15 protein-coding genes and 1 pseudogene are annotated in these 19,344 nt (G+C 60.4%); 9 read left to right on the plus strand and 7 right to left on the minus strand.

Going from position 1 to position 19,344, the window contains the following annotated elements:
- Positions 1–88: 88 nt before the first annotated feature.
- The 4 genes from HMPREF1484_RS05825 to HMPREF1484_RS05840 all read right to left on the minus strand — a co-directional run bounded on the left by HMPREF1484_RS05825 (position 89) and on the right by HMPREF1484_RS05840 (position 7,738).
- Positions 89–358, minus strand: coding sequence for an exodeoxyribonuclease VII small subunit (locus HMPREF1484_RS05825; protein ID WP_016664100.1), 270 nt, complete (start codon positions 356–358; stop codon positions 89–91).
- Positions 359–379: 21 nt separating this feature from the next.
- The gene (gene xseA / locus HMPREF1484_RS05830) at positions 380–1,663 is read right to left on the minus strand and encodes an exodeoxyribonuclease VII large subunit (RefSeq protein ID WP_156979625.1); all 1,284 of its coding nucleotides are present in this window, start codon (positions 1,661–1,663) and stop codon (positions 380–382) included.
- A 145-nt stretch (positions 1,664–1,808) separates the two neighbouring features.
- Entirely contained in the window at positions 1,809–6,413 is a 4,605-nt protein-coding gene (locus HMPREF1484_RS05835) for a lamin tail domain-containing protein (protein ID WP_016664102.1), read from the minus strand.
- Positions 6,414–6,538: 125 nt separating this feature from the next.
- Positions 6,539–7,738: a DNA recombination protein RmuC gene (locus tag HMPREF1484_RS05840; protein ID WP_016664103.1), complete on the minus strand. Its 1,200-nt coding sequence runs from the start codon at positions 7,736–7,738 to the stop codon at positions 6,539–6,541.
- An 89-nt stretch (positions 7,739–7,827) separates the two neighbouring features.
- Here HMPREF1484_RS05840 and ychF point away from each other — a divergent pair, with 89 nt between their 5' ends.
- Both ychF and HMPREF1484_RS05850 read left to right on the plus strand, forming a co-directional pair.
- On the plus strand, positions 7,828–8,931 hold the full coding sequence (ychF, locus tag HMPREF1484_RS05845) for a redox-regulated ATPase YchF (RefSeq protein WP_034372396.1): 1,104 nt from the start codon (positions 7,828–7,830) through the stop codon (positions 8,929–8,931).
- Positions 8,928–10,001, plus strand: a complete 1,074-nt coding sequence (locus HMPREF1484_RS05850) for a type I restriction enzyme HsdR N-terminal domain-containing protein (protein WP_016664105.1) — start codon at positions 8,928–8,930, stop codon at positions 9,999–10,001. Before ychF ends, HMPREF1484_RS05850 begins: the two co-directional genes overlap by 4 nt.
- A gap of 219 nt (positions 10,002–10,220) precedes the next feature.
- Here the strand turns inward: HMPREF1484_RS05850 and HMPREF1484_RS05855 are convergent, their stop codons facing one another.
- Both HMPREF1484_RS05855 and HMPREF1484_RS05860 read right to left on the minus strand, forming a co-directional pair.
- The gene (locus tag HMPREF1484_RS05855) at positions 10,221–11,102 is read right to left on the minus strand and encodes an IS3 family transposase (RefSeq protein ID WP_016664107.1); all 882 of its coding nucleotides are present in this window, start codon (positions 11,100–11,102) and stop codon (positions 10,221–10,223) included.
- Positions 11,072–11,356 carry a transposase gene (locus tag HMPREF1484_RS05860; protein ID WP_016664108.1) on the minus strand — a complete coding sequence of 95 codons (285 nt, stop codon included), beginning with the start codon at positions 11,354–11,356 and terminating at the stop codon, positions 11,072–11,074. The genes HMPREF1484_RS05855 and HMPREF1484_RS05860 overlap by 31 nt, the downstream gene beginning before the upstream one ends.
- 225 nt (positions 11,357–11,581) lie before the next feature.
- On the opposite strand from HMPREF1484_RS05860, the gene nrdI reads away from it, so the two are divergent.
- The 5 genes from nrdI (at position 11,582) to HMPREF1484_RS05885 (ending at position 17,875) form a co-directional block, all read left to right on the plus strand.
- Entirely contained in the window at positions 11,582–12,097 is a 516-nt protein-coding gene (gene nrdI, locus HMPREF1484_RS05865; RefSeq protein WP_019174207.1) for a class Ib ribonucleoside-diphosphate reductase assembly flavoprotein NrdI, read from the plus strand.
- A complete protein-coding gene (gene nrdE / locus HMPREF1484_RS05870; RefSeq protein WP_016664110.1) occupies positions 12,094–14,268 on the plus strand; it encodes a class 1b ribonucleoside-diphosphate reductase subunit alpha in 2,175 nt (724 codons plus the stop codon). The genes nrdI and nrdE overlap by 4 nt, the downstream gene beginning before the upstream one ends.
- A 102-nt stretch (positions 14,269–14,370) precedes the next feature.
- A complete protein-coding gene (gene nrdF, locus HMPREF1484_RS05875) occupies positions 14,371–15,399 on the plus strand; it encodes a class 1b ribonucleoside-diphosphate reductase subunit beta (RefSeq protein WP_016664111.1) in 1,029 nt (342 codons plus the stop codon).
- Positions 15,400–15,679: 280 nt separating this feature from the next.
- Complete coding sequence (locus HMPREF1484_RS05880; protein ID WP_016664112.1) at positions 15,680–16,834, plus strand: ATP-binding protein; 1,155 nt, start codon at positions 15,680–15,682, stop codon at positions 16,832–16,834.
- Positions 16,835–17,056: 222 nt separating this feature from the next.
- Positions 17,057–17,875, plus strand: coding sequence for an Abi family protein (locus tag HMPREF1484_RS05885; RefSeq protein ID WP_016664113.1), 819 nt, complete (start codon positions 17,057–17,059; stop codon positions 17,873–17,875).
- 16 nt (positions 17,876–17,891) lie between these two features.
- On the opposite strand, the pseudogene HMPREF1484_RS05890 reads toward HMPREF1484_RS05885, so the two are convergent.
- A pseudogene (locus HMPREF1484_RS05890) lies at positions 17,892–18,692 on the minus strand (IS3 family transposase); the annotation flags it as partial.
- On the opposite strand from HMPREF1484_RS05890, the gene HMPREF1484_RS05895 reads away from it, so the two are divergent.
- Together HMPREF1484_RS05895 and HMPREF1484_RS05900 are read left to right on the plus strand one after the other, a co-directional pair.
- Positions 18,677–18,910 (plus strand): hypothetical protein, encoded by a 234-nt coding sequence (locus tag HMPREF1484_RS05895; protein WP_016664115.1) that lies wholly within the window; start codon positions 18,677–18,679, stop codon positions 18,908–18,910. The pseudogene HMPREF1484_RS05890 and the gene HMPREF1484_RS05895 overlap by 16 nt on opposite strands.
- Positions 18,907–19,344: a type II toxin-antitoxin system VapC family toxin gene (locus HMPREF1484_RS05900; protein WP_016664116.1), complete on the plus strand. Its 438-nt coding sequence runs from the start codon at positions 18,907–18,909 to the stop codon at positions 19,342–19,344. Before HMPREF1484_RS05895 ends, HMPREF1484_RS05900 begins: the two co-directional genes overlap by 4 nt.

Genomic DNA, 19,344 nt, shown 5'->3' on the forward strand with positions numbered 1-19,344 from the left:
ACGGTAAGTAAGTGTGCGCAGTCACTCTAGTCGTTACAAAACGGTGACGTCGAGCCGTGCACAGGCGTGAGACGCCTCGTTGCGAGCGTTAGTCCTGCGAAGAGCTTTCTTCGGGTACATCCTGCTGGCGCTCGAGCGCGCGGTCGAGCCGTACGCGTGCTCCGTCGAGCCACTGCTCGCATCGCCGTGCGAGAAGCTCGCTGCGCTCCCACAGCGCGATTGATTCCTCGAGCCCGCTCTGGTTGCGCTCGAGGGTCTGCACGATCGAGAACAGTTGGTCGCGCGCTTCCTCGTAGCCGAGCGCCTGAATGTCCTCGGGCAACTCTTGCGGTTCGCTAGTCGTGCCTTCGCTTTCCATGATCTCTTCCTTCACAGTTCGTTATTCCTCGCCGAGGGAGGTCGCTGATAGGCGACCGCCCGCGAGCCTGATTGATACGCGAGTTCCCTCGGGTGCTTCGCTCGGGTCGGTGAGCGCGGCTCCATTCGCGTTTTGTACGACCGCGTAGCCGCGCTCGAGTGTATGCAGTGGTGAGAGCGCCCGAGCTTGATCGGCGAGGGACCTCACGCGCTCACCGGCGCGGTCGAGGGCAATCGCAATGGTTGCGCGAGCCGAGGCAATCGCGCCGTCGATCACCTGCGCGTGGCTGTCGATCATCGTGTGCGGCTGTGCGAATGCGGGGCGGGCTCGGACAGTAGCAAGTGCCTCCCGCTCCCGCTCGAGACGCGAAGAGAGAGCCGCGTGCGAGCGACGGCGTGCATCGCCCAACTGTGCGCATTCGAGGGCCATATCGGGAACAACGCTCTTCGCGGCGTCGGTGGGGGTCGATGCGCGATAGTCGGCGACGAGATCGAGAAGCGGCGTATCGATCTCGTGCCCAATGGCCGACACGATAGGGGCACGAGCGGCCGCGGCGAGGCGAACGAGGGATTCATCCGAGAACGGGAGAAGATCCTCGAGTGAGCCACCGCCGCGGGAAATGATGATGACGTCTACGTCCTCGCGCGAGTCGAGTTCGCGCAGTGCCTCGCTGACTTCGCCGACGGCGCGCGTGCCCTGAACAGCGACTTCGCGCGTCTCGAACCTCACCGCCGGCCAGCGTTTCTCGGCATTGACGATGACGTCGCGCTCCGCCGCAGATTTACGCCCGCAAATGAGCCCGATCGTGCGGGGGAGGAACGGGAGAGGTTTTTTGCGGTCCGCGGCGAAGAGCCCCTCGTCGTGGAGCGCCCTCTTGAGACGCTCGAGGCGCTGGAGCAGATCGCCGATTCCTACCGCGCGGATATCGGCGGCTTCAAGTTGGAGCGTTCCACGCCGCCCCCAGAACGTCGGCTTGCACTGCACCACCACTTCGCTGCCCTGCTGCGGTTCGAGGGGCAGGCGCGCAAACGCGCTCGCACGCATCGATACCGAGAAACTCGCATCAATGTCGGTATCGCGAAGAGTCATGAATACCAGTGCGCCTTTGCCCCGGCTGACCTGCACCAGTTCGCCGCGCACCCACACGACACTCATGCGGTTCACGTAATCGCGCACCTTCTGGCTGAGCAGCCCCACGGGCCAAGGGCGCTCCGCGGTCGTTTCCGCGGCCGTCGCCGGCAGCGCTGGGGGCTCTCCTCCCTCGAGTGCGGTCATGTGGTGTAGGTCCACGCCTCTTTCCTGCATGTCTCTACTGTGCCAGACCAGCCTCGGCTTGCGTGGGCTCCGCCCGCCGCTGTGGATAACCAAAGCACAACAAAGGGCCGACGCCACCCTCTTTCGGGTAGCGCCGGCCTTCGGGAAGCGCCCGCTCACGCGGGGCTTATAACGATCAGCGCGAGACGCGGCGCGAGCGGAGAACCGCGGCGCCACCCGCGACGAGCACGAGACCCGCCGCGAGAATGCCCATCACCTCGGCACCCGTGCGAGGGAGCCCTGTCGAGTGCTCCTTAGCGCCAGTGGCGGAGGACCCGTGCGAGCCCTCGCCCGGATGCCCCTTGCCAGAACCGGCGTTGCCGGTGTTGCCGGTGTTGCCCGTGCTGCCGGTTTCAGTCTCGCCGGGCTTGCCGGGATTGCCTCCCTCACCGGGCACGACCGTGCCGTCCGGGTCGACTGTCGTGCCGCCATCCTGGCCGCACTCGGTCTTGGTCACAGAAGCGTTGCGCACCTCGCTGTAGTGCTTCGCGCCGTACGGGTCGGTCGTGAGCGTGTACCACGAGAACTCGCCCTCGGGCAGATCGCTCGCGGGGACGCTCACGGTGTCGCCGGAGGCAACGCCGTCTTTGTGGCCGAATTCCTTGGTCGTGAGCACGTCGATGCGAGCTTCGGCGGTCGTGAGGGTCTTCTTCTCGGGCGTGAGGCCAAGATCGGCGTAGCTCACCTCGAACTCCTGGTCGATCGGCTCGAAGCTCGGATCCTCCGAGTCATAGTCCTTGAGCGACGGCGAGTAGGTGCGCACGATCATGCGGCCCTTCTCGTTGTCGAAGTGCATGAGGCGGAGGTAGCCGAGGCCACCCTCGGCAAGGCCCTGGTAGTCGAACAGCATCTGAGTCACGGTGCGGTCCGGGGTGCCGTCGCCGTTGTCATCGAATTTATCCACGCGCGTGTGAGCGTCGTGGTAGTGGCCGCTCATGACCGCGCGCACGTTCGGGTTGGTCGCGATGACTTCGTCGTAGATCCGCTGCGGGATCGGGCCGAGGCCGCCGGTCGTGAGCATGTACTCGTGAAGCTCGATGAAGGCGATGCGTTCCGGGTATTTCTTGAGCACCTCGTTCATCCACTCGATCTCTTCATCGCCCGGGCCCCATCCCATGTACAGGACGATGTAGTCCTGGCCCCCGGCGCTGATGAGGTCGTAGTGGCCACGATTGTCCTTGTAGCTACCGCCGTACCACGGGTTGCCACTGTAACGGCTCTCTCCGAAGTATTCGCCGTACTTCGAATAGTCGTTGGCGTGGTGGCCAACGTCGTGGTTGCCTGCGAGAACGCCATAGGGGAGCTTCGCGTCGTCGAGCGTTTTGTAGGACTCATCGGCGCGGACCCAGCCCTCGGCATTGTCGATCTTGTCGACGATGTCGCCCGTGTGGAACACGTACTGAAGGTTCATCTTTTCGCGCACGCGCAGAAGGTAGTCGTGGATCGCGACCTGGTGGTGGTAGATGTTCGCGGCGTCGTTGTAGTACTGGGTGTCCGACTCAACGGCGAAGGTGTAGTCGTAGTCCGCGCGCTTGGTGTCCTCTGCATGCTCGCCGGGCTCCGCTCCTGTGCGATCGGAGAGGTCTGCACCGGCGTATCCAACACCCTGCTGAACGAGAGCCTTGATCTCGCCATCCACGTTGTGACCCTTGAGCGGGACGATCGCTTCGAGCTTCGCCTCGCCAGATTCGCTATCCGTAAGGAGCGACTGGACTTCTTCCCAGCTGTTCTTCTCGGTGTTCCACACGAGAAGACGCACGCGCTGTCCCTTGTTGGAAGCACCGGTCCAGCTCACGCGGATCTCCGAGTCTTCGCCTGCGCCCTCGGGCACGGCGGTCGAGAACTCGTGGAAGGGAAGTGCCGAACCCGCGGTTGTCGTCTCACCGGCCTTGAGCGCATCGCCCTGGCGGTCTGCTTGGTCGGCGTCGTGGACGCTTCCCGCAGTGCCCGCGAGCGTACCTTCGCTAAGCGAGGTCGAGTAGCCCTCACGGAAGGAGACCGAGAGGTCATCCTTGCTGGGGTCGGTCGCGGTCGCCGAAAGCGAATCGTCTACGCACACGTTCAGGCCCGCGCCATCCGCCGTATCAAGGGTGGCCGACGGTTGCTCGACGGGCGTCGTGAACGTGATCGTCTTCTTCGACTCGTTACCGAGCTTGTCCGTCGAGACGATCGTCAGCGTGTGCGTGCCTGCCGCGAGGGTAAGCGAGGAGAACGTCGTGCCGGATTCGACCTTCTCGCCGTCGAAGGTTGCGGACGTGCTCGCGACGCCGACGCCGGCGTCGGTTGCCTCGAAGTCCAGGGTGAACTCGCCGCGCTGCTCGGAGCCGTCGGCGATCGAGGAGGTGATCACCGGGGCGGTGTTGTCGACGATGACGGTCGTCTCCACTTCGGAGGTGTCGCTGATTGAGTCGGCAGCGAAAGTGGCGATTCTGGTCGTCGAACCCGAACCAACGAGCGTGCCCTTCACCTTGTGCTCGCCGTCAGCGACCTTGGTGGTGTCCCACTGGTAGGCGTTCGCGGTGAACGCATCGTCCGGTATCGAGAACGTCGCGTTGAGAATCTCGACCTTCCCCTTCGAATCGCCCATGTTAATGATCTGGGTGGGATCGCTGGCCGGGACCGTCTTACCCTCGGCGTCTGTGTAGTCGGCCGCGCGCAAGGTGCGCCCGTCGGGGAGGACGAGGCGTGCGTTGCGGGCGTTGAAGTCGTCGTTGTTTTCGTTCGGGTCGATGCCGGGCTTGGCCTTGGTGCCCGCCGCGACGTCAACCTGGAGTGACTCGCCCTTCGTGACGTACTTGAGCGGGACATCGGCAGTCACGGTTTCCCAGTTCTCGTAGAAACCCTTGTCGAAGATCGTGAGGACCTCGTCCTTGACGAGCACGCCGTTGCGGAAGAACGCATCGGTTTGCGTCGCGTCGATGGCGAAGACGGGCTCCTTCTCGAGCGAGGGAATATCCGCGTTGACTTCGGTCCCGTCGACGGCAAGCGTGCGAGTGTCGTTTTCGTGATCGCTCGAAACCGAGAGGCGGGTCGTGCCGCTCACGTACTGCTTTTCCGAGACGTTGAGGCGAACCGGACCTTGCTCGGCCCCTTCGACCTCAACGCGAGTCAGCGGAATGGTGGCGATGTTGGTGCCGTCGGAGGCCTCAACCGAATACTCGAAGTACTTCTTCCCCGTGAGGTCCGCCTGGGGGATCGTGAGGGTGAAGGTGCCATCCTCGTTCGCGAGGAGGTCCTTGGCCATCGGCTTATCGTCAGTGTTCGACTGGAGGGAGACGGTGAGGCGACGAACCTGGACGTTATCGGTCGCCTTGATCGTGATCTGGGCGTCCTTTGTCGGGTCGAGGGACTTTGCGGTCTGATCCACCAGAGCTGGCTTTTCGGTGTCCTCGTTGAGCTTCACGAGCTTCGAGGGAACCTTCGCGGGAGCCGCCTGACCCGGCGTTGCTTTCGAGATCTCCCCGATCTCGCTCACCTGGAAGTTTTCGGGATTGACCGCGTAGTGGATGCCCTGATCCGCCTGGGTGTCATCGCGGCCGTTTTCGTTGTAGAAGACGCGGCTTACGGTGTGGCCCGTGCGGGTCTGAATCTCCATACCGCGAAGCGAGCCGTTGGCCATACCGCCCGCCGAGGACTCAACAATGGTGAGGCTGTTCGGGTCAACACCGTAGTTCTTGGCGAAGTCTTCGACGGTCTTGGCATCGTTAGAGCCGTTCTTGATCCATACGATGACCGTGCCGCCGGGCTTGACGACCTTATCGGCAGGTTCCATGGGCCACACAGCCTGGTTGCCCATTTTCCGGCCCTCACCGGGGTATTGATAGGCGACCTGGTAGTCAGCGAGGCTGATCGGTTTGGTAGTGGGGTTGTAGATTTCAATGAATTCGTAGCCGTCGCCCTCGCCGGTGTTGGTGGAATCGGGAACGAGCTCGGTAATGAGGAGCTGGCCGACGGTCGTATCGGCCGCCGGGCCGGGGACGTCTTCGGTGGGGGCGGGCTCAGCCGGTTTCTCGGGCTGAGGCTCTGCAATGCGGTCCTCGAGCTGCTTCGGGTCGACCTTGCCTGCGGTGGGAGCAGCCGGGCCTTCGAGAACCTCGAGACTCTTCACGCTCGAATCGGCAGGGGTGCGGAACTGTGCGGACTTGTCCTCAGCGACCGAGCCTTTCGGGTAGAACGAGCGCGAGACTTCGGCGCCGTTCGAGTCGAGAACGCGAATGCCGCGGTTGCCGCCGTTCGCCATACCCGTTTGGCCGGTGATGCGCTCGACGCGCGCGTTCGGATCCATGCCCCACTGCGTGCGGAACTCTTCGACGGTATGCGCGGCCGAATCGACCTTGCCGTCATCGCTCGTGTAGCTCAGCCACAGGGTCACGGTCTCCCCGGCGGCCAGTTCGATCGGCTTCTCGGATGCGAGGGCGACGTCCTTCGCGGTGTTAGTGCTGTCCTCGTAGATGTAGGCGAGCGAGTAGCCGCCCTCACCGATCGTGAGGGGTTTGTCGGTCGTGTTAGTGACCTCGACGAATTCGTAGTGGTCGTCGCCTGCGTTGTTCGGTGCGATCTCGGTGACGACGAGCGGCCAGGTGCTCGCCGGAGCTGCCTGGGCGGCGTTCATCGTTGAAGGGGCGATGCCGGCGGGGACGATTGCGGGGCTCGCGACAAGAGTGAAGCCGAGTGCCGCTGCGGCGAGGGATTTGGAGTAAATGGCAGGAGTGCGGCGCGTGCCGCGCGACTGAGGAGTCATACCCTTCACTTTCGCTAAGTGCCTGTTGGGAGTTTCGGGGAAGCTCCTCAACGTTGCTCTTGGCGTTTAACGGATTGGTGAAGAAATGGGGGCTGTTGGCTGTACGCGCCGTGTACGAGTGGAGATTAGGCATTCAGGTTTGACGGATCGATATCGCGTGCGAGCTGCGTCACTGGTTCGACTCCTTCGAGGGCGCCACCGACGATGTGAAGCTCTTCCATCGAGCGCGCCGCGGGCACCACTCGCGCCTCGTACGAGCCCACCGCGTTGTTGAACGCCCGCACCGACGAATCGAGCGAACGGCCGAGTTTCGCAAGGTGCCCGCCAAGAGTGCCGAGCCTCTTATGCACCTCGCGACCTGCCTCGAGAACGCGGAGGGCGTCCTGGTTCAGTGCGTCCGTGCGCCACGTGTGGGCGACGGTTCGAAGAAGTGCCATGAGGGTGGCGGGAGAGGCGATCACAACATCGAGCGTGAAGGCACCATCGAGCAGCCCTGGATCCGCCTCGAGCGCGCCCGCGAGAAGACCGTCGCTCGGCACAAACAGCACCACGAATTCGGGGGAGTCGCCGAGCGAGGCCCAGTACGACTTCGAGCTGAGGTGCGTGACGTGCGATCGCAATGCTCGCGCGTGGTCCGCGAGGTATTTCGCCCGTTCGTTTTTCTCCGTGGCTTGGGCAGCACGCAGGTAAGCGTCCATGGGAGCCTTTGCGTCCACGACGATCGTGCGCCCGTGGCTCAAATGAACGACGAGATCGGGGCGCTGGTTCTTCTCTCCGCTCACGTTTTTCCCGCTGAGCTGTTCGGTGAAGTCCGTGTGCTCGAGCATGCCCGCAGCCTCGACGATGCGTCGCAGCTGCACCTCTCCCCACTGGCCTCGGCTCGTGGGGGCTTTGAGGGCGGTGACGAGGGCGTTCGCCCCCATGCCCAGATCGCGTGTGCGCTCCGAGAGATTCTTCAACTGCGAAGCCAGGTCACCATCGGCCTTTTGCCGGGCCGCCTCCGTGCGCGCAACCGAGCGCTCCAAACTCGTGAGGGTTTCCGAAATGGGGGAGAGCGTGCGGGCAAGCTGCTCCGAGCGTGCCGCATCGACTGCTTCGCGCCGAGCCGAATCGCGATCGAAGCGTTCCGAAGCGAGCTGCAGCAGTTGCGTGCTCGAGGCGTTAACCGCGCGTGCGGCAAGTGCTTCGATGTCGGTTCCGTTCGCCGAGGCCTTGGCTTCAGCAGCACGAACCCGCTCGCGCATGAGGATCCACATGACCGCTGCTCCGAGAGCAGCCCCGATGAGCAACGGAAGGAGAACGGTCACAAGAGTCGAAAAGTTCATACTTCTACCTCACCACGGGGGTGAGACATTTAAAGTGCGGCACGCCCTGAGGAGGGCAAGCGTCGGGCCCTGCCCCTAGAATGAGGGGCGTGGCTTTGACAATTGGAATCGTTGGCCTGCCCAACGTTGGTAAATCGACCCTGTTCAACGCGCTCACCCGTGCGGAGGTGCTCGCGGCGAACTATCCGTTCGCGACGATCGACCCGAACGTCGGTGTGGTGCCGCTTCCGGATCCCCGCCTCGCGCGGCTCGCAGAGATCTTCGGGAGCGAGAAGATCCTCCCCGCGACCGTGAGCTTCGTGGATATCGCCGGCATCGTGAAGGGCGCGAGCGAAGGTGAAGGCCTTGGCAACAAGTTCCTCGCAAATATCCGTGAGGCCGATGCGATTTGCCAAGTCACCCGCGCTTTCAGCGACCCCGACGTCACGCGCGTTCCCGGCTCTGAGACTCCCGCGGGCGACATGGAGACGATTTCGACCGAGCTCATCCTCGCCGACCTCCAGACGATCGATAACGCCCTTCCGCGCCTCGAGAAAGACACGAAGCGCAAGGTCATCGATGCCGCGATCCTTCCCGAGGTGCTCAAAGCAAAAGAGCTCCTCGAATCCGGGAGCACCCTCTTCCAGGGGGCCGACGGTGCCGGGATCGACGTGTCGCTCCTCAAAGAACTGCAGCTCATGACTGCCAAGCCGTTCATCTACGTGTTCAACACGGACGAAGAGGGGCTCGCGGATAACGCGATGCAGGAGGAACTGCGCAAGGCTGTCGCCCCCGCGGAGGCGATCTTCCTCGACGCGAAGTTTGAGAGCGAACTCATCGAGCTCGAGGCCGACGAAGCCGCGGAGATGCTCGCCTCGACGGGCCAGGAGGAATCCGGCCTCGACCAGCTCGCCCGGGTCGGCTACGACACCCTCAACCTGCAGTCCTACCTCACGGCTGGACCCAAGGAATCGCGTGCCTGGACCATCCACAAGGGCTGGACTGCGCCCCAAGCCGCAGGTGTGATTCACACCGACTTCGAGCGTGGCTTCATCAAGGCCGAAATCGTTTCCTTCGACGAGCTCGACGACGCCGGTTCCATGCAAGAAGCGAAGGCCCGCGGCAAGGTGCGCATGGAGGGCAAGGATTACGTTATGCAAGACGGAGACGTGGTCGAGTTTCGATCAGGACTAACGTCTGGCGGTAGAAGGTGAGCCGCCCAGTTGTCCAGAGCGATGCGCCGCATGGCGGGTTTGCGATTGTCCCGCCCGGCAAAGTGCTCGACTTCATCGACGGCGCCACGTTGAGGCAGGACACGCCCGAGGAGTATGTCCGTCAGGAGATCCTCAAGTCGCTCGTGCGCGAGTACGGGTACGACAAACGCGACATTCGGGTCGAATTCCCGATCAAGTTCGGTAGTCGACGGGTCCGCGTCGACATCGTGGTGTTCCCGCCCGACCTTCGGGCGTCAGAGCAGACCCAATCAACTGCCTGGCTCATCATTGAGTGCAAGAGCGCCAAGGTCCGTCCCTCAATGAAGAAGGACGGTGTCGAACAGATGCTCAGCTACATGGCCGCATGTCCGAACGTCGAAGTCGGCATGTGGACCAACGGTGAGGATATGGCGAGCTACGCCTTTGAAACGGGGACGTCTGGCCAGCGGGTCTCCGTTGAGATCCCTGACATTCCCCACTGTGGTGACAGTGCTGAGGCGGGCACGCCGCGTTTCGACCAACTGCGCCCGGCTGCATCGGACTCTTTGCTGTTTGCTTTCCGGAGGGCTCACAGCTATATCGCTGGTAATCAGGGGATGCAAAAGCCGGAGGCGTTCTGGGAGCTGCTGAAGCTCATATTTTGCAAGATCCAGGATGAACGTGATTCCAGCTCGCCGCAGTTTTACGCAACACCTAAGGAACGTCAGAACATGACTGGCCTGATGCGGTGCTCCTCGCGGATCGGGAAGCTATTCGAGAACGTCAAGACTCAGTACCCTCAGATTTTCAAACCAGTCGAGCAAATCGAACTCGACCCTAAGGTTCTGGCATACATTGTCACGCAGCTTCAGATGTTCTCGTTGCTTGACTCCGATGTGGACGTCAAGGGTAAGGCGTATGAAGAGGTCGTAGGTTCGAACCTTCGCGGGGACCGAGGAGAGTTCTTCACCCCCCGCAACGTCTGCAACATGATGGTCGAGATGCTGGACCCCAGCGACAAAGACCTCATACTTGAAACTTTCATTCCACGACGGATACAAACGCGCGCGAGCTACGATTTGGCCGCCTGACTGGTTCACTCCGCAATCCATGAGCAATTTGAGAGAATGCCATCCAACCGACGACTTAGGGGCAAGTAATGACTGGCGAAAATAGGCAGCTCGATGCAAAGGAAATAAGCGTCGGCAGGTTACTTAATGATGGAGACTACGAGTTTGTCATCCCTGAATACCAACGCCCTTATGCCTGGGGCGTCGAGTGGAGTGGCCTAAGAATTAGGCCCACTCGGTTTAAGTGTTGACCGTGTTTTCTTGTTTCCATTGTTCCGCGTATTTCCGTGGGCTGAGGTAGCCGAGTGAGGAATGCGGATGGAAGTTATTGTAACGTGATGACCATTGGGCCACGAGTAGGCGGGCATGCTCGAGATTCTCGATACTGTTGTCCTCCAAGAGTTCGTCTCTCATCCGGTTATGGAAAGACTCAACGAACCCGTTATGCCAGGGCTGGCCTGGTGGGATGAATGCCTGGATTGTCTCACCCTCGGCTGCCCACTCCTGGAGCGCATGAGCGATGAACTCGGGCCCGTTATCCATCCGGATCACCCGCGGGCGCCCGCCGTGCTCCAGACAAGCCACGTCAAGGAGTTCGGTCACCGAGACCGCGTTAATGTTCTTGTCGACCGTGAAGGCGAGGTGTTCGCGGGTGTATTCATCGATAATGTTACAGATTTTGATTGTCTTGCCGTGCCAGGTTGAATCGAACTGGAAGTCCAACGCCCACACGTTGTTCGGGTACTGGCCGGCAGGAACATCACGATGGGTATCGGCAGCTAGACGCTTGAGCTTCTTCCTAGGCAAGACACGCAAGCCCTCTTCACGCCAGATCCTGCGGAAAGTCTCGCGGCATATCCCGTACCCTTCGGCGAGGGCGTTTCTCCAGGCGCGCCGGTGTCCCCACCGGCGATGATCCTTAACGAAGTCGTGCATCCACGCCCGTAGGTCCGCGTACTTATCCGGCTTGTTCTCGCGGGTCCTAGCGCGCCGGTAAGCACTGCGAGAGAGCCCAACAATCTGGCAGGCAAGTCTTTGGGAGTAGCCCAGCCCGACCAGATGCCAGACGGCATCATGGCGGCGAGCTGGGCTTAGAAGTTTCCCTCCGACAATTCTTTCCACGCAGCCTTTTCCAGCTCTGCCTGACCTAGGAGGCGTTTGAGGCGCGTGTTTTCCTCGCGCAGGCGCTGGAGCTCTTTCGCCTCGCTCTTGGTCATCGCCCCATAGGTAGCCTGCCACCTGTTCAACGTGGCTTCGCTAATCCCCAACGTGGTCAGGATCTGAGCTGTAGTTGATCCCGATTCCTTCAATTCCCGCGCCCTATCGAGCTTACGAACAATCTGCTCGGGAGTATGCTTGCTGAATTTCTTCACCATTCATCCATTCTCCCCACCCACAGGCAGGGCATCAATGGACAGCACTCAAGTCACCTGGACCTAAAAACCTAGAGCACTCCAGGTTCGGTATGACGTAGTCTGTACTTCGGCGTGTCGTAGATTTGTGAGATTATTCGTGCTAACCACTATATGTGGTGCCCGCAATGTGGGTCAGGACTAGATGTAGGGGTGGGATTGCTGAGGTGCAAATGCTGAGAGGAGAACATGCTGATGAGTGAACGCAGGGAAGGCCGAACACGAAGCGTCGCGGAGGTGCGAGTGCTCGAGGGGCAAGATTCACCTGACCTGGTGTTTTTCTCGAGCGTTTCGGAGAACACCCTCCGCTTCGTCGAGAAGCTCGAGCGCCCGGCGGTGCGGATCCCACTCCGACCGCGCACAGAGGGAATGATCCGAGTGACCAGGCCCTACGTGCTCGTGGTTCCGACCTACGGCGGCGGAGCGCAGGCCGGGGCGGTGCCGCGGCAGGTGATTACGTTCCTGAACGATCCTGCAAACCGCGCGCTGATCCGCGGCGTGATTACCGCGGGGAACACCAACTTCGGTGAGCACTACTGCATCGCAGGACCGATCATCTCAGCCAAGTGCAAAGTTCCTGAGCTGTACCGCTTTGAACTTCTTGGCACCAACCGCGACGTTGCTCGAGTCAAGGCTGGTTTAGACGAATTTTGGGCACGACAGAACACATTAGAAGCAGAAGCAAATGAGGAGGACGTCGCATGACGATCGCCACACCATCAGAAACAACCACCCCCAACACTGCACGGGTTGGCGGGGTCGGCGAGCGGAAGGACTACCACGCGCTCAACGCCCAGCTGAACCTGTTTGCGGCGGACGGGTCGATCCAGTTTGACAAGGATCACGAAGCGGCGGAGGCCTACCTGAACCAGCAGGTCATCCCGAACACGAAGCAGTTCGCTTCGGTGTGGGAACGCCTGGAGTGGCTGATCGAAAACGAGTACTACGAAGCCGAATACCTGCGCGCCTACGACAAGGACTTCGTCGAGCGCCTCCACGAACAGGCCGACGCTTTCGGGCACAAGTTCCAGACCTTCCTCGGTGCGTTTAAGTTCTTCACCTCCTACGCGCTGAAAACCTTCGACGGCAGCCTCTTCCTCGAAAACTTCGAGCAGCGAGTTGTTGCCACGGCGCTGTTCCTCGGTCAGGGTGACGAGGAACTGGCTTCGAAGACGGTCACCGAGATCCTCTCGGGCCGTTTCCAGCCGGCAACTCCGACGTTCTTGAACGCGGGTAAGAAACAGCGCGGCGAGCTCGTGTCGTGCTTCCTGCTGCGCGTTGAAGACAATCTCGAATCGATTGGCCGCAGCGTTAACTCTGCGCTGCAGCTGTCCAAGCGCGGCGGCGGTGTGGCGCTGCTGCTGTCAAACCTCCGCGAGGCGGGTGCCCCGATTAAGCAGGTCGAGAACCAGGCTTCCGGTGTTGTTCCCGTGATGAAGATCCTCGAAGACAGCTTCAGCTACGCGAACCAGCTCGGCGCTCGCCAGGGCGCAGGCGCTGCGTACCTGCACGCGCACCACCCCGACATTATGCGGTTCCTCGACACGAAGCGTGAAAACGCTGACGAGAAGATCCGCATTAAGACCCTGTCGGTTGGGGTTGTGATTCCGGATGTGACCTTCGAACTGGCTAAGCAGAACAAAGATATGCACCTGTTTAGCCCCTACGATGTGCTTCGCGAAACCGGTATTCCGCTTTCGGATCAGTCAATCACCGAGCGCTACGACGAGTTCGTCGCGAACCCGCGGATCCGCAAGACCACGATCAGCGCGCGCGAGTTCTTCAAGACCCTCGCTGAGCTGCAGTTCGAGTCGGGCTACCCGTACGTGCTGTTCGAAGACACTGTGAACCGTGCGAACCCGCTCGAGGGGCACATCAACATGTCGAACCTGTGCTCGGAGATTCTGCAGGTGAACACCGCCTCTGAGTACGACGCCGCAATCGGGTACGAGACGATCGGTCACGACATTTCGTGCAACCTCGGCTCGCTGAACATTGCGCAGGCAATGGCCAGCCCGGACTTCGGCGCAACCGTTGAGATTGCGGTGCGGGCGCTGACGAGTGTGTCGGATCAGACCGACATTCAGGCGGTGCCGTCAATTGCCGAGGGTAACCGTGCGTCACACGCCATCGGCCTCGGCCAGATGAACCTGCACGGCTACCTCGCTTCGCAGCGCATCCACTACGGCAGCGAAGAGGGAATTGACTTCACCGACGCGTACTTCCGCACGGTGACCTACCACGCGCTGCGCGCTTCGAACCAGCTGGCGATTGACCGCGGTGCGACCTTCGCGGGCTTCGAGAAGAGCGACTACGCTGACGGCAGCTACTTCGACCGTTACACGGCCGAGGAGTGGGTGCCAGAAACCGCGCGGGTGCGTGAGCTCTTCGCCGAGGCTGGAGTTGCGCTGCCGACGGTTGCGGACTGGGAACAGCTGCGCGAGTCGATCCGCGAACACGGTATCTACAACGCGTACCTGCAGGCGGTGCCACCGACCGGGTCGATTAGCTACGTGAACAACTCGACGGCTTCGATCCACCCGATCGCCTCGAAGATTGAGATTCGTAAAGAGGGCAAGCTCGGCCGCGTGTACTACCCGGCTCCGCACATGACAAACGACAACCTCGAGTTCTTCGAAGACGCCTACGAAATCGGCGCCGAGAAGATCATCGACACCTACGCTGCTGCGACCAAGCACGTGGATCAGGGTCTGTCGCTCACGCTATTCTTTAAAGACGAGGCGACCACTCGCGACATCAACCGCGCGCAGATCTACGCGTGGCGCAAGGGCATCAAGACGCTGTACTACATCCGCCTGCGCCAGCCCGCGCTCGAGGGAACCGAGATCGAAGGCTGCGTTTCCTGCGCGCTGTAGTCGCGTTCGCGCCCGTGCTGCGCGCGCGGGCGCACCGCGCGCCGTCCGCGCACTCCGCGCACTGACCACCAGACACCACTAGTGAAAGAGCTTTATTGAACTATGACTGATCCGTTGAACACCGACCGCCCGCTGCAAGAGATCTCGGTCACCCCGCCGTCGTACCGCCACGACCCGGCAGCGCGGCTGCGCCCCATTAACTGGAACCGCGTCACCGACGACAAAGACCTCGAGGTGTGGAACCGTCTGACCGCGAACTTCTGGCTGCCAGAGAAGGTGCCGCTGTCAAACGACATCCCCGCGTGGCAGAAAATGACCCAGGAAGAGCGCACCCTCACGATGCGCGTCTTCACCGGTCTGACCATGCTCGACACCGTGCAGGCAACTGTCGGTGAGATCGTGCAGATCCAAGACTCCCGCACCGAACACGAAGAGGCCGTCTACACCAACATTGCGTTCATGCAGTCGGTGCACGCCCGCTCGTACTCCTCGGTGTTCTCAACGCTGACGAGCACCCCGGAAATCGACGACGCCTACCGCTGGGCAGTTGCCAACGATCTGCTGCAGGAACGCTGCAAGAAGGTGCTGCACCACTACTACGGCGATGATCCGCTCAAGCGTAAAGTGTCTTCGACGCTGCTGTCGTCGCTGCTGCTGTACGCAGGGTTCTACCTGCCGCTGCACTTCTCGGTGCACGCGACGCTGACGAACACCGCAGACATGATCCGCCTGATTCTGCGTGACAAGGCAGTGCATGGTTACTACTCTGGTTACAAGTACCAGCGCGGACTCGAGACGCAGAGCAAAGAGCGTCAGGAAGAGATGCGCAAGTTCACCTTCGACCTGCTGGAAGAGCTCTACGAGCTTGAGCTGCAGTACTCGGGTGAGCTGTACGAGCCGCTCGGCCTGATGGACGACGTTGCCGTGTTCGTGCGTTACAACGCGAACAAGGCGCTGATGAACCTCGGTTACCCGTCGCGGTTTACCGCTGAAGAGACCGAAGTGAACCCTGAGATTCTCGCGGCGCTGTCACCTGGCAGCAACGAAAACCACGACTTCTTCAGTGGATCAGGATCGAGCTACATCATCGGTAAGGGCGAAGACACCACCGACGACGACTGGGACTTCTAGGCTCAAGGGCTTAACGGCTCGAGGGCTCAGCGGCTCGATTCGGGCCGCACCGTCCGAATAGCGCACCGCGGGTTGGACGCTGGCACACGCCGGCAACCTTCCCGCGGTGCGCTGTTTTGTGCCCGAGCCAGCGCGATTCTTGTCGACTATGATCGACAAAACCTCCGCAAAGTAGCAGCTTGTCGACTATACTCGACAAGACAGGGAGGTTTGTGGTGGACAGAATCATTGAACGCCCGAGATACTTTTCGCGGATCCAGCCCTTTATCGACAAACCCTCGTGAAGGTGCTCACCGGTGTGCGTCGCTGCGGCAAATCTACGATTCTGCAGCAGCTGCAAGAAGTGATTCGCGCGGGCAGCGCTGATCCACAAGTGTTTGCGATGAATTTTGAGTCCGCTGACGGGCTTCACATCACAGACGCAGCGGCGCTGCTACGGCGCATCGAAGCCGAAAACCTCAACAAAAACACCCGCGCGTATTTCTTCTTTGACGAAATTCAGCAGGTCGCCGACTGGGAGAAAGCCATCAACGCGATCCGCGTCGACTATGACGCAGATATCTATGTCACCGGGTCGAATTCGCGCATGCTTTCCGGTGATCTCGCCACACATCTTGCCGGTCGCTACGTTGAGTTCTTGATCCAACCGTTTTCGTTTGCGGAATTTGTCGAGCTGCACCGCCAAAGCGACCGCACACTGAGCGAACACTTCCAGCACTTTGTGCAGTTCGGCGGTTTCCCGGCGTTGAAATACTTCAACCTCGACCGGGAACCCTCGCTCGACTACCTTGACTCGGTGTACAACTCGGTTGTGCTCAAAGACGTGATTGAGTATCACCAGATCCGCGACGTCGACATTTTTCACCGCATCGTCGGTTACTGCTTCGCAAATATTGGAAAAACCTTCTCGGCGCAGTCACTGGTGCGTTTTTTCAAAAGCGAGGGGCGCACCGTTTCGGTTGATACCGTGTTGAACTACCTTGAGTTTTGCGTGAACGCTTTCTTGATTTATCGGGTTCCGCGCTTTGACATTGCGGGGAAGGCGAGGCTTCGGGCAACTGAGAAGTACTATGCGGTGGATCACGGTTTTCGTGAAACGCTCGGCCTTTCGAACCAGGCCGACATTGAGCTGACCCTCGAAAACATCGTGTGCGTGGAGCTGCTTGCGCGCGGGTACGAGGTAAGTGTCGGAAGAGCCGGCGCGCGCGAGATTGACTTCATCGCCCGCAAAGGTTCCGACACTGAGTACTTCCAGGTGAGTTACCTGCTCGGCAGCCAAAACACCGTCGACCGCGAGTTCGGTGCCTTTCGCGGGGTTACCGACAACTTCCCGAAAACCGTGCTGAGCATGGACCAGTTCGACATGAGCCGCGACGGGATCCAACACAAAAACATTATCGAGTGGCTTGTCGAGCCCTCACCGTTGCACAGCTAGGTGTCATCGCCTAGCCTGAATACCAACATGACCGGTACCGCTACCCATTTTGGTGGGAGCCCAGGGCCGGTCTTTGTTTTTCTCGATCTAGCCGTCATGCTCCTGTAGCCAAATGAGGCCACCCAACGCGCTGGGGCCGTGGCATTATTTAGGTAATCGTTCAGCCCGCTTCGACCATCAGGTTGGAGACGGGCTGGATTTCTTTCGAGGCATGAAAACCCGATGAAGAAGATCAAAAATCCCACCACGGTTGAAGTGCAGATTGCCCTCATGCGCTCACGAGGGATGGAGCTCAACGAATCCCTAGCAAGGCAGTGGCTGTCTAGCGTCTCTTACTACAGGCTGTCCGGGTATTGGTACGCCTACCGGATTCTCCCAGAGCCTGAAGACCCCAAACAGCCGCAACGCGCCGACAGCTTTGTGCGAGGCACGAAGTTCGAAGAAATAGTCGCTCTCTACGAATTCGACCGTAAAATGCGCACACTTATTTACGATGGGATTGAGCGGATTGAGGTTGCGCTACGTGCACGGATCGGCGAACTACTCGTCGCGAAAGGAGCCTTATCTTACAAAGATCCAGGTATCTTTCGTGAGGATTTCCGGCATCAAGACTGGCTAGAGACTGCTGAGAAGCGTGTGGATCGCGAGCGAAAACGTAACCGCGCTGTGGATCACTACAGTGTCAACTACGGGGATTACCCATTCTGGGTTCTTGCTGATGTCCTTGATTTTTCCGATATTTCCATCCTCTTTGATGGCCTCACTCTTGATGATCAGCGGAGTATTGCACACAGTTTCGGTTTCTTTGGCGACGTCGATCGATTGAACTCTAAGCAGAAGAAGAGCTACTACAACCAAGATCCCCTCGCTCGATGGTGCGAACAACTCACCGTTCTGCGAAACACAGGTGCACATCACGGCCGCGTATGGAACCGCCACTTCACCCCGGCAGCGACGAATGCTTTCCGAACGATACAAGAACTGTCTTGTCTCCCGAAGGGGCAAAGTCGGTGGGGTTACCCGCAAATCGTGGACACGTAGTGGAGCTACCTAGTGGTTAGGCAGCTATTCCTTTTCTGCTAGTGATTAGACCAATTTGGTTCTCAAAGTCGACGGGGCTGACCATACCGAGTGAGGAATGTCGGCGTCGACGGTTGTAGACGACTTCAATCCAGTAGGCAACGGCCTTGCGTGCAGCATCACGGGTCGTCCAGCGCTTACGGTCGTAGAACTCGGTTTTAAGCGTCGACCAGAACGACTCAGCCATCGCGTTATCGAAGCACACACCAGTACGCCCCACGGACTGAGCAATGCTCAGGCTGCGGCAAACCTCCCAGAGCTGCTCGCTAGTGAATTGAGCTCCGCGGTCAGCGTGAAACACCAGCCCATCAGGAACGTCACCACGCAACGTGTGCGCCATCCGCAGGGCTCGCTCGACCAGGGAAGTATCTTGAACGCTATCCATAGCCCAGCCCAGCACCCGGCGGGAATGGCCATCGCGGACCGCGCACAAGTACAACCAGCCTTCACCGGTGCGCAAGTAGGTAATATCTGACATCCACACCCGGTTGAGCTCACCAGTATCAAACATGCGCTTGACCAGGTCAGGAAGCGTGGACTTACGCTTAGCTTGAATCGTTGTCACCGGGACAAAGGCCCGCGGTGAAATCCCCTCAATCCCCATCATGCACATCCGTTTAGCCACAGTCTTACGGTTAAGCGCAATGTGGTGGAGTTCCGCTTCAACGTGTGAGGCGGTCGCCGGCGGCTCCGGGGCCAGTCCGATTGGAGCTGATGTTGGGGTGATAGCATGAGTGCAAGCACCTTCGGGAGGTGATCGTGATGTCGTCCATTGTCGTCCGTGGGCTTGATGAGTCGGTCAAGGCTCGCTTGGCTGCTCAGGCCAGGGAGCATGGTCGCTCCATGGAGGCGGAAGTTCGTGACATCCTGACGCGGGCGGCGACCCGTCCAAACATTGGGCTCGCGCTGTTGCGTGCGGGACAGCTGGCCGGTGGGGTCGAAGACTTGCCGATTCCCGAACGTTCTGACCGCGCCCGCGTAGTGGACTTCTCGTGATCGTTCTCGACACGAACGTCGTCTCCGAGGTGCTCAGGCCGCGTCCGGAAGTGAACGTCGTGGAATGGCTGGAATCGGTCACTGATGACGTTGCCATCACCGCAATCACTCTGGCTGAGCTCTTGGCGGGCCTGCGCAGGTTGCCTGATGGTAGGCGAAAGACCGAGCTCACTGGGGCGGTTGAGGGTGCTCTGCGTCCGTATCGCGACACCGGTGCGATTCTTGCCTTCGATGCCGTGGCGGCTCCGCACTATGCCGACACCCTGGCCCAGCGAGAAGCGGCTGGTCTTCCGGTCTCGACTGGGGATGCGCAGATAGCGGCGATCTGTCGAGCCCGGGGAGCGGTCTGTGCGACGCGCAACATCAAGGACTTCCTGAGGACCGGTGTCTCCTTGTTTGATCCGTGGACAGGAACTTCGCACCCCGCTTCGTGA

The organism is Dermabacter sp. HFH0086 (assembly GCF_000413375.1).
Classification (GTDB): Bacteria; Actinomycetota; Actinomycetes; order Actinomycetales; family Dermabacteraceae; genus Dermabacter; species Dermabacter hominis.

Coding starts and splice junctions, on each gene's coding strand:
- nrdI (WP_019174207.1), top strand. CDS start 11,582: ATGCTGATGAGTGAACGCAGGGAAGGCCGAACACGAAGCGTCGCGGAG.
- HMPREF1484_RS05860 (WP_016664108.1), bottom strand. CDS start 11,356: ATGGTGAAGAAATTCAGCAAGCATACTCCCGAGCAGATTGTTCGTAAG.
- HMPREF1484_RS05840 (WP_016664103.1), bottom strand. CDS start 7,738: ATGAACTTTTCGACTCTTGTGACCGTTCTCCTTCCGTTGCTCATCGGG.
- HMPREF1484_RS05885 (WP_016664113.1), top strand. CDS start 17,057: ATGAAGAAGATCAAAAATCCCACCACGGTTGAAGTGCAGATTGCCCTC.
- nrdF (WP_016664111.1), top strand. CDS start 14,371: ATGACTGATCCGTTGAACACCGACCGCCCGCTGCAAGAGATCTCGGTC.
- nrdE (WP_016664110.1), top strand. CDS start 12,094: ATGACGATCGCCACACCATCAGAAACAACCACCCCCAACACTGCACGG.
- HMPREF1484_RS05825 (WP_016664100.1), bottom strand. CDS start 358: ATGGAAAGCGAAGGCACGACTAGCGAACCGCAAGAGTTGCCCGAGGAC.
- xseA (WP_156979625.1), bottom strand. CDS start 1,663: ATGCAGGAAAGAGGCGTGGACCTACACCACATGACCGCACTCGAGGGA.
- HMPREF1484_RS05895 (WP_016664115.1), top strand. CDS start 18,677: ATGTCGTCCATTGTCGTCCGTGGGCTTGATGAGTCGGTCAAGGCTCGC.
- HMPREF1484_RS05835 (WP_016664102.1), bottom strand. CDS start 6,413: ATGACTCCTCAGTCGCGCGGCACGCGCCGCACTCCTGCCATTTACTCC.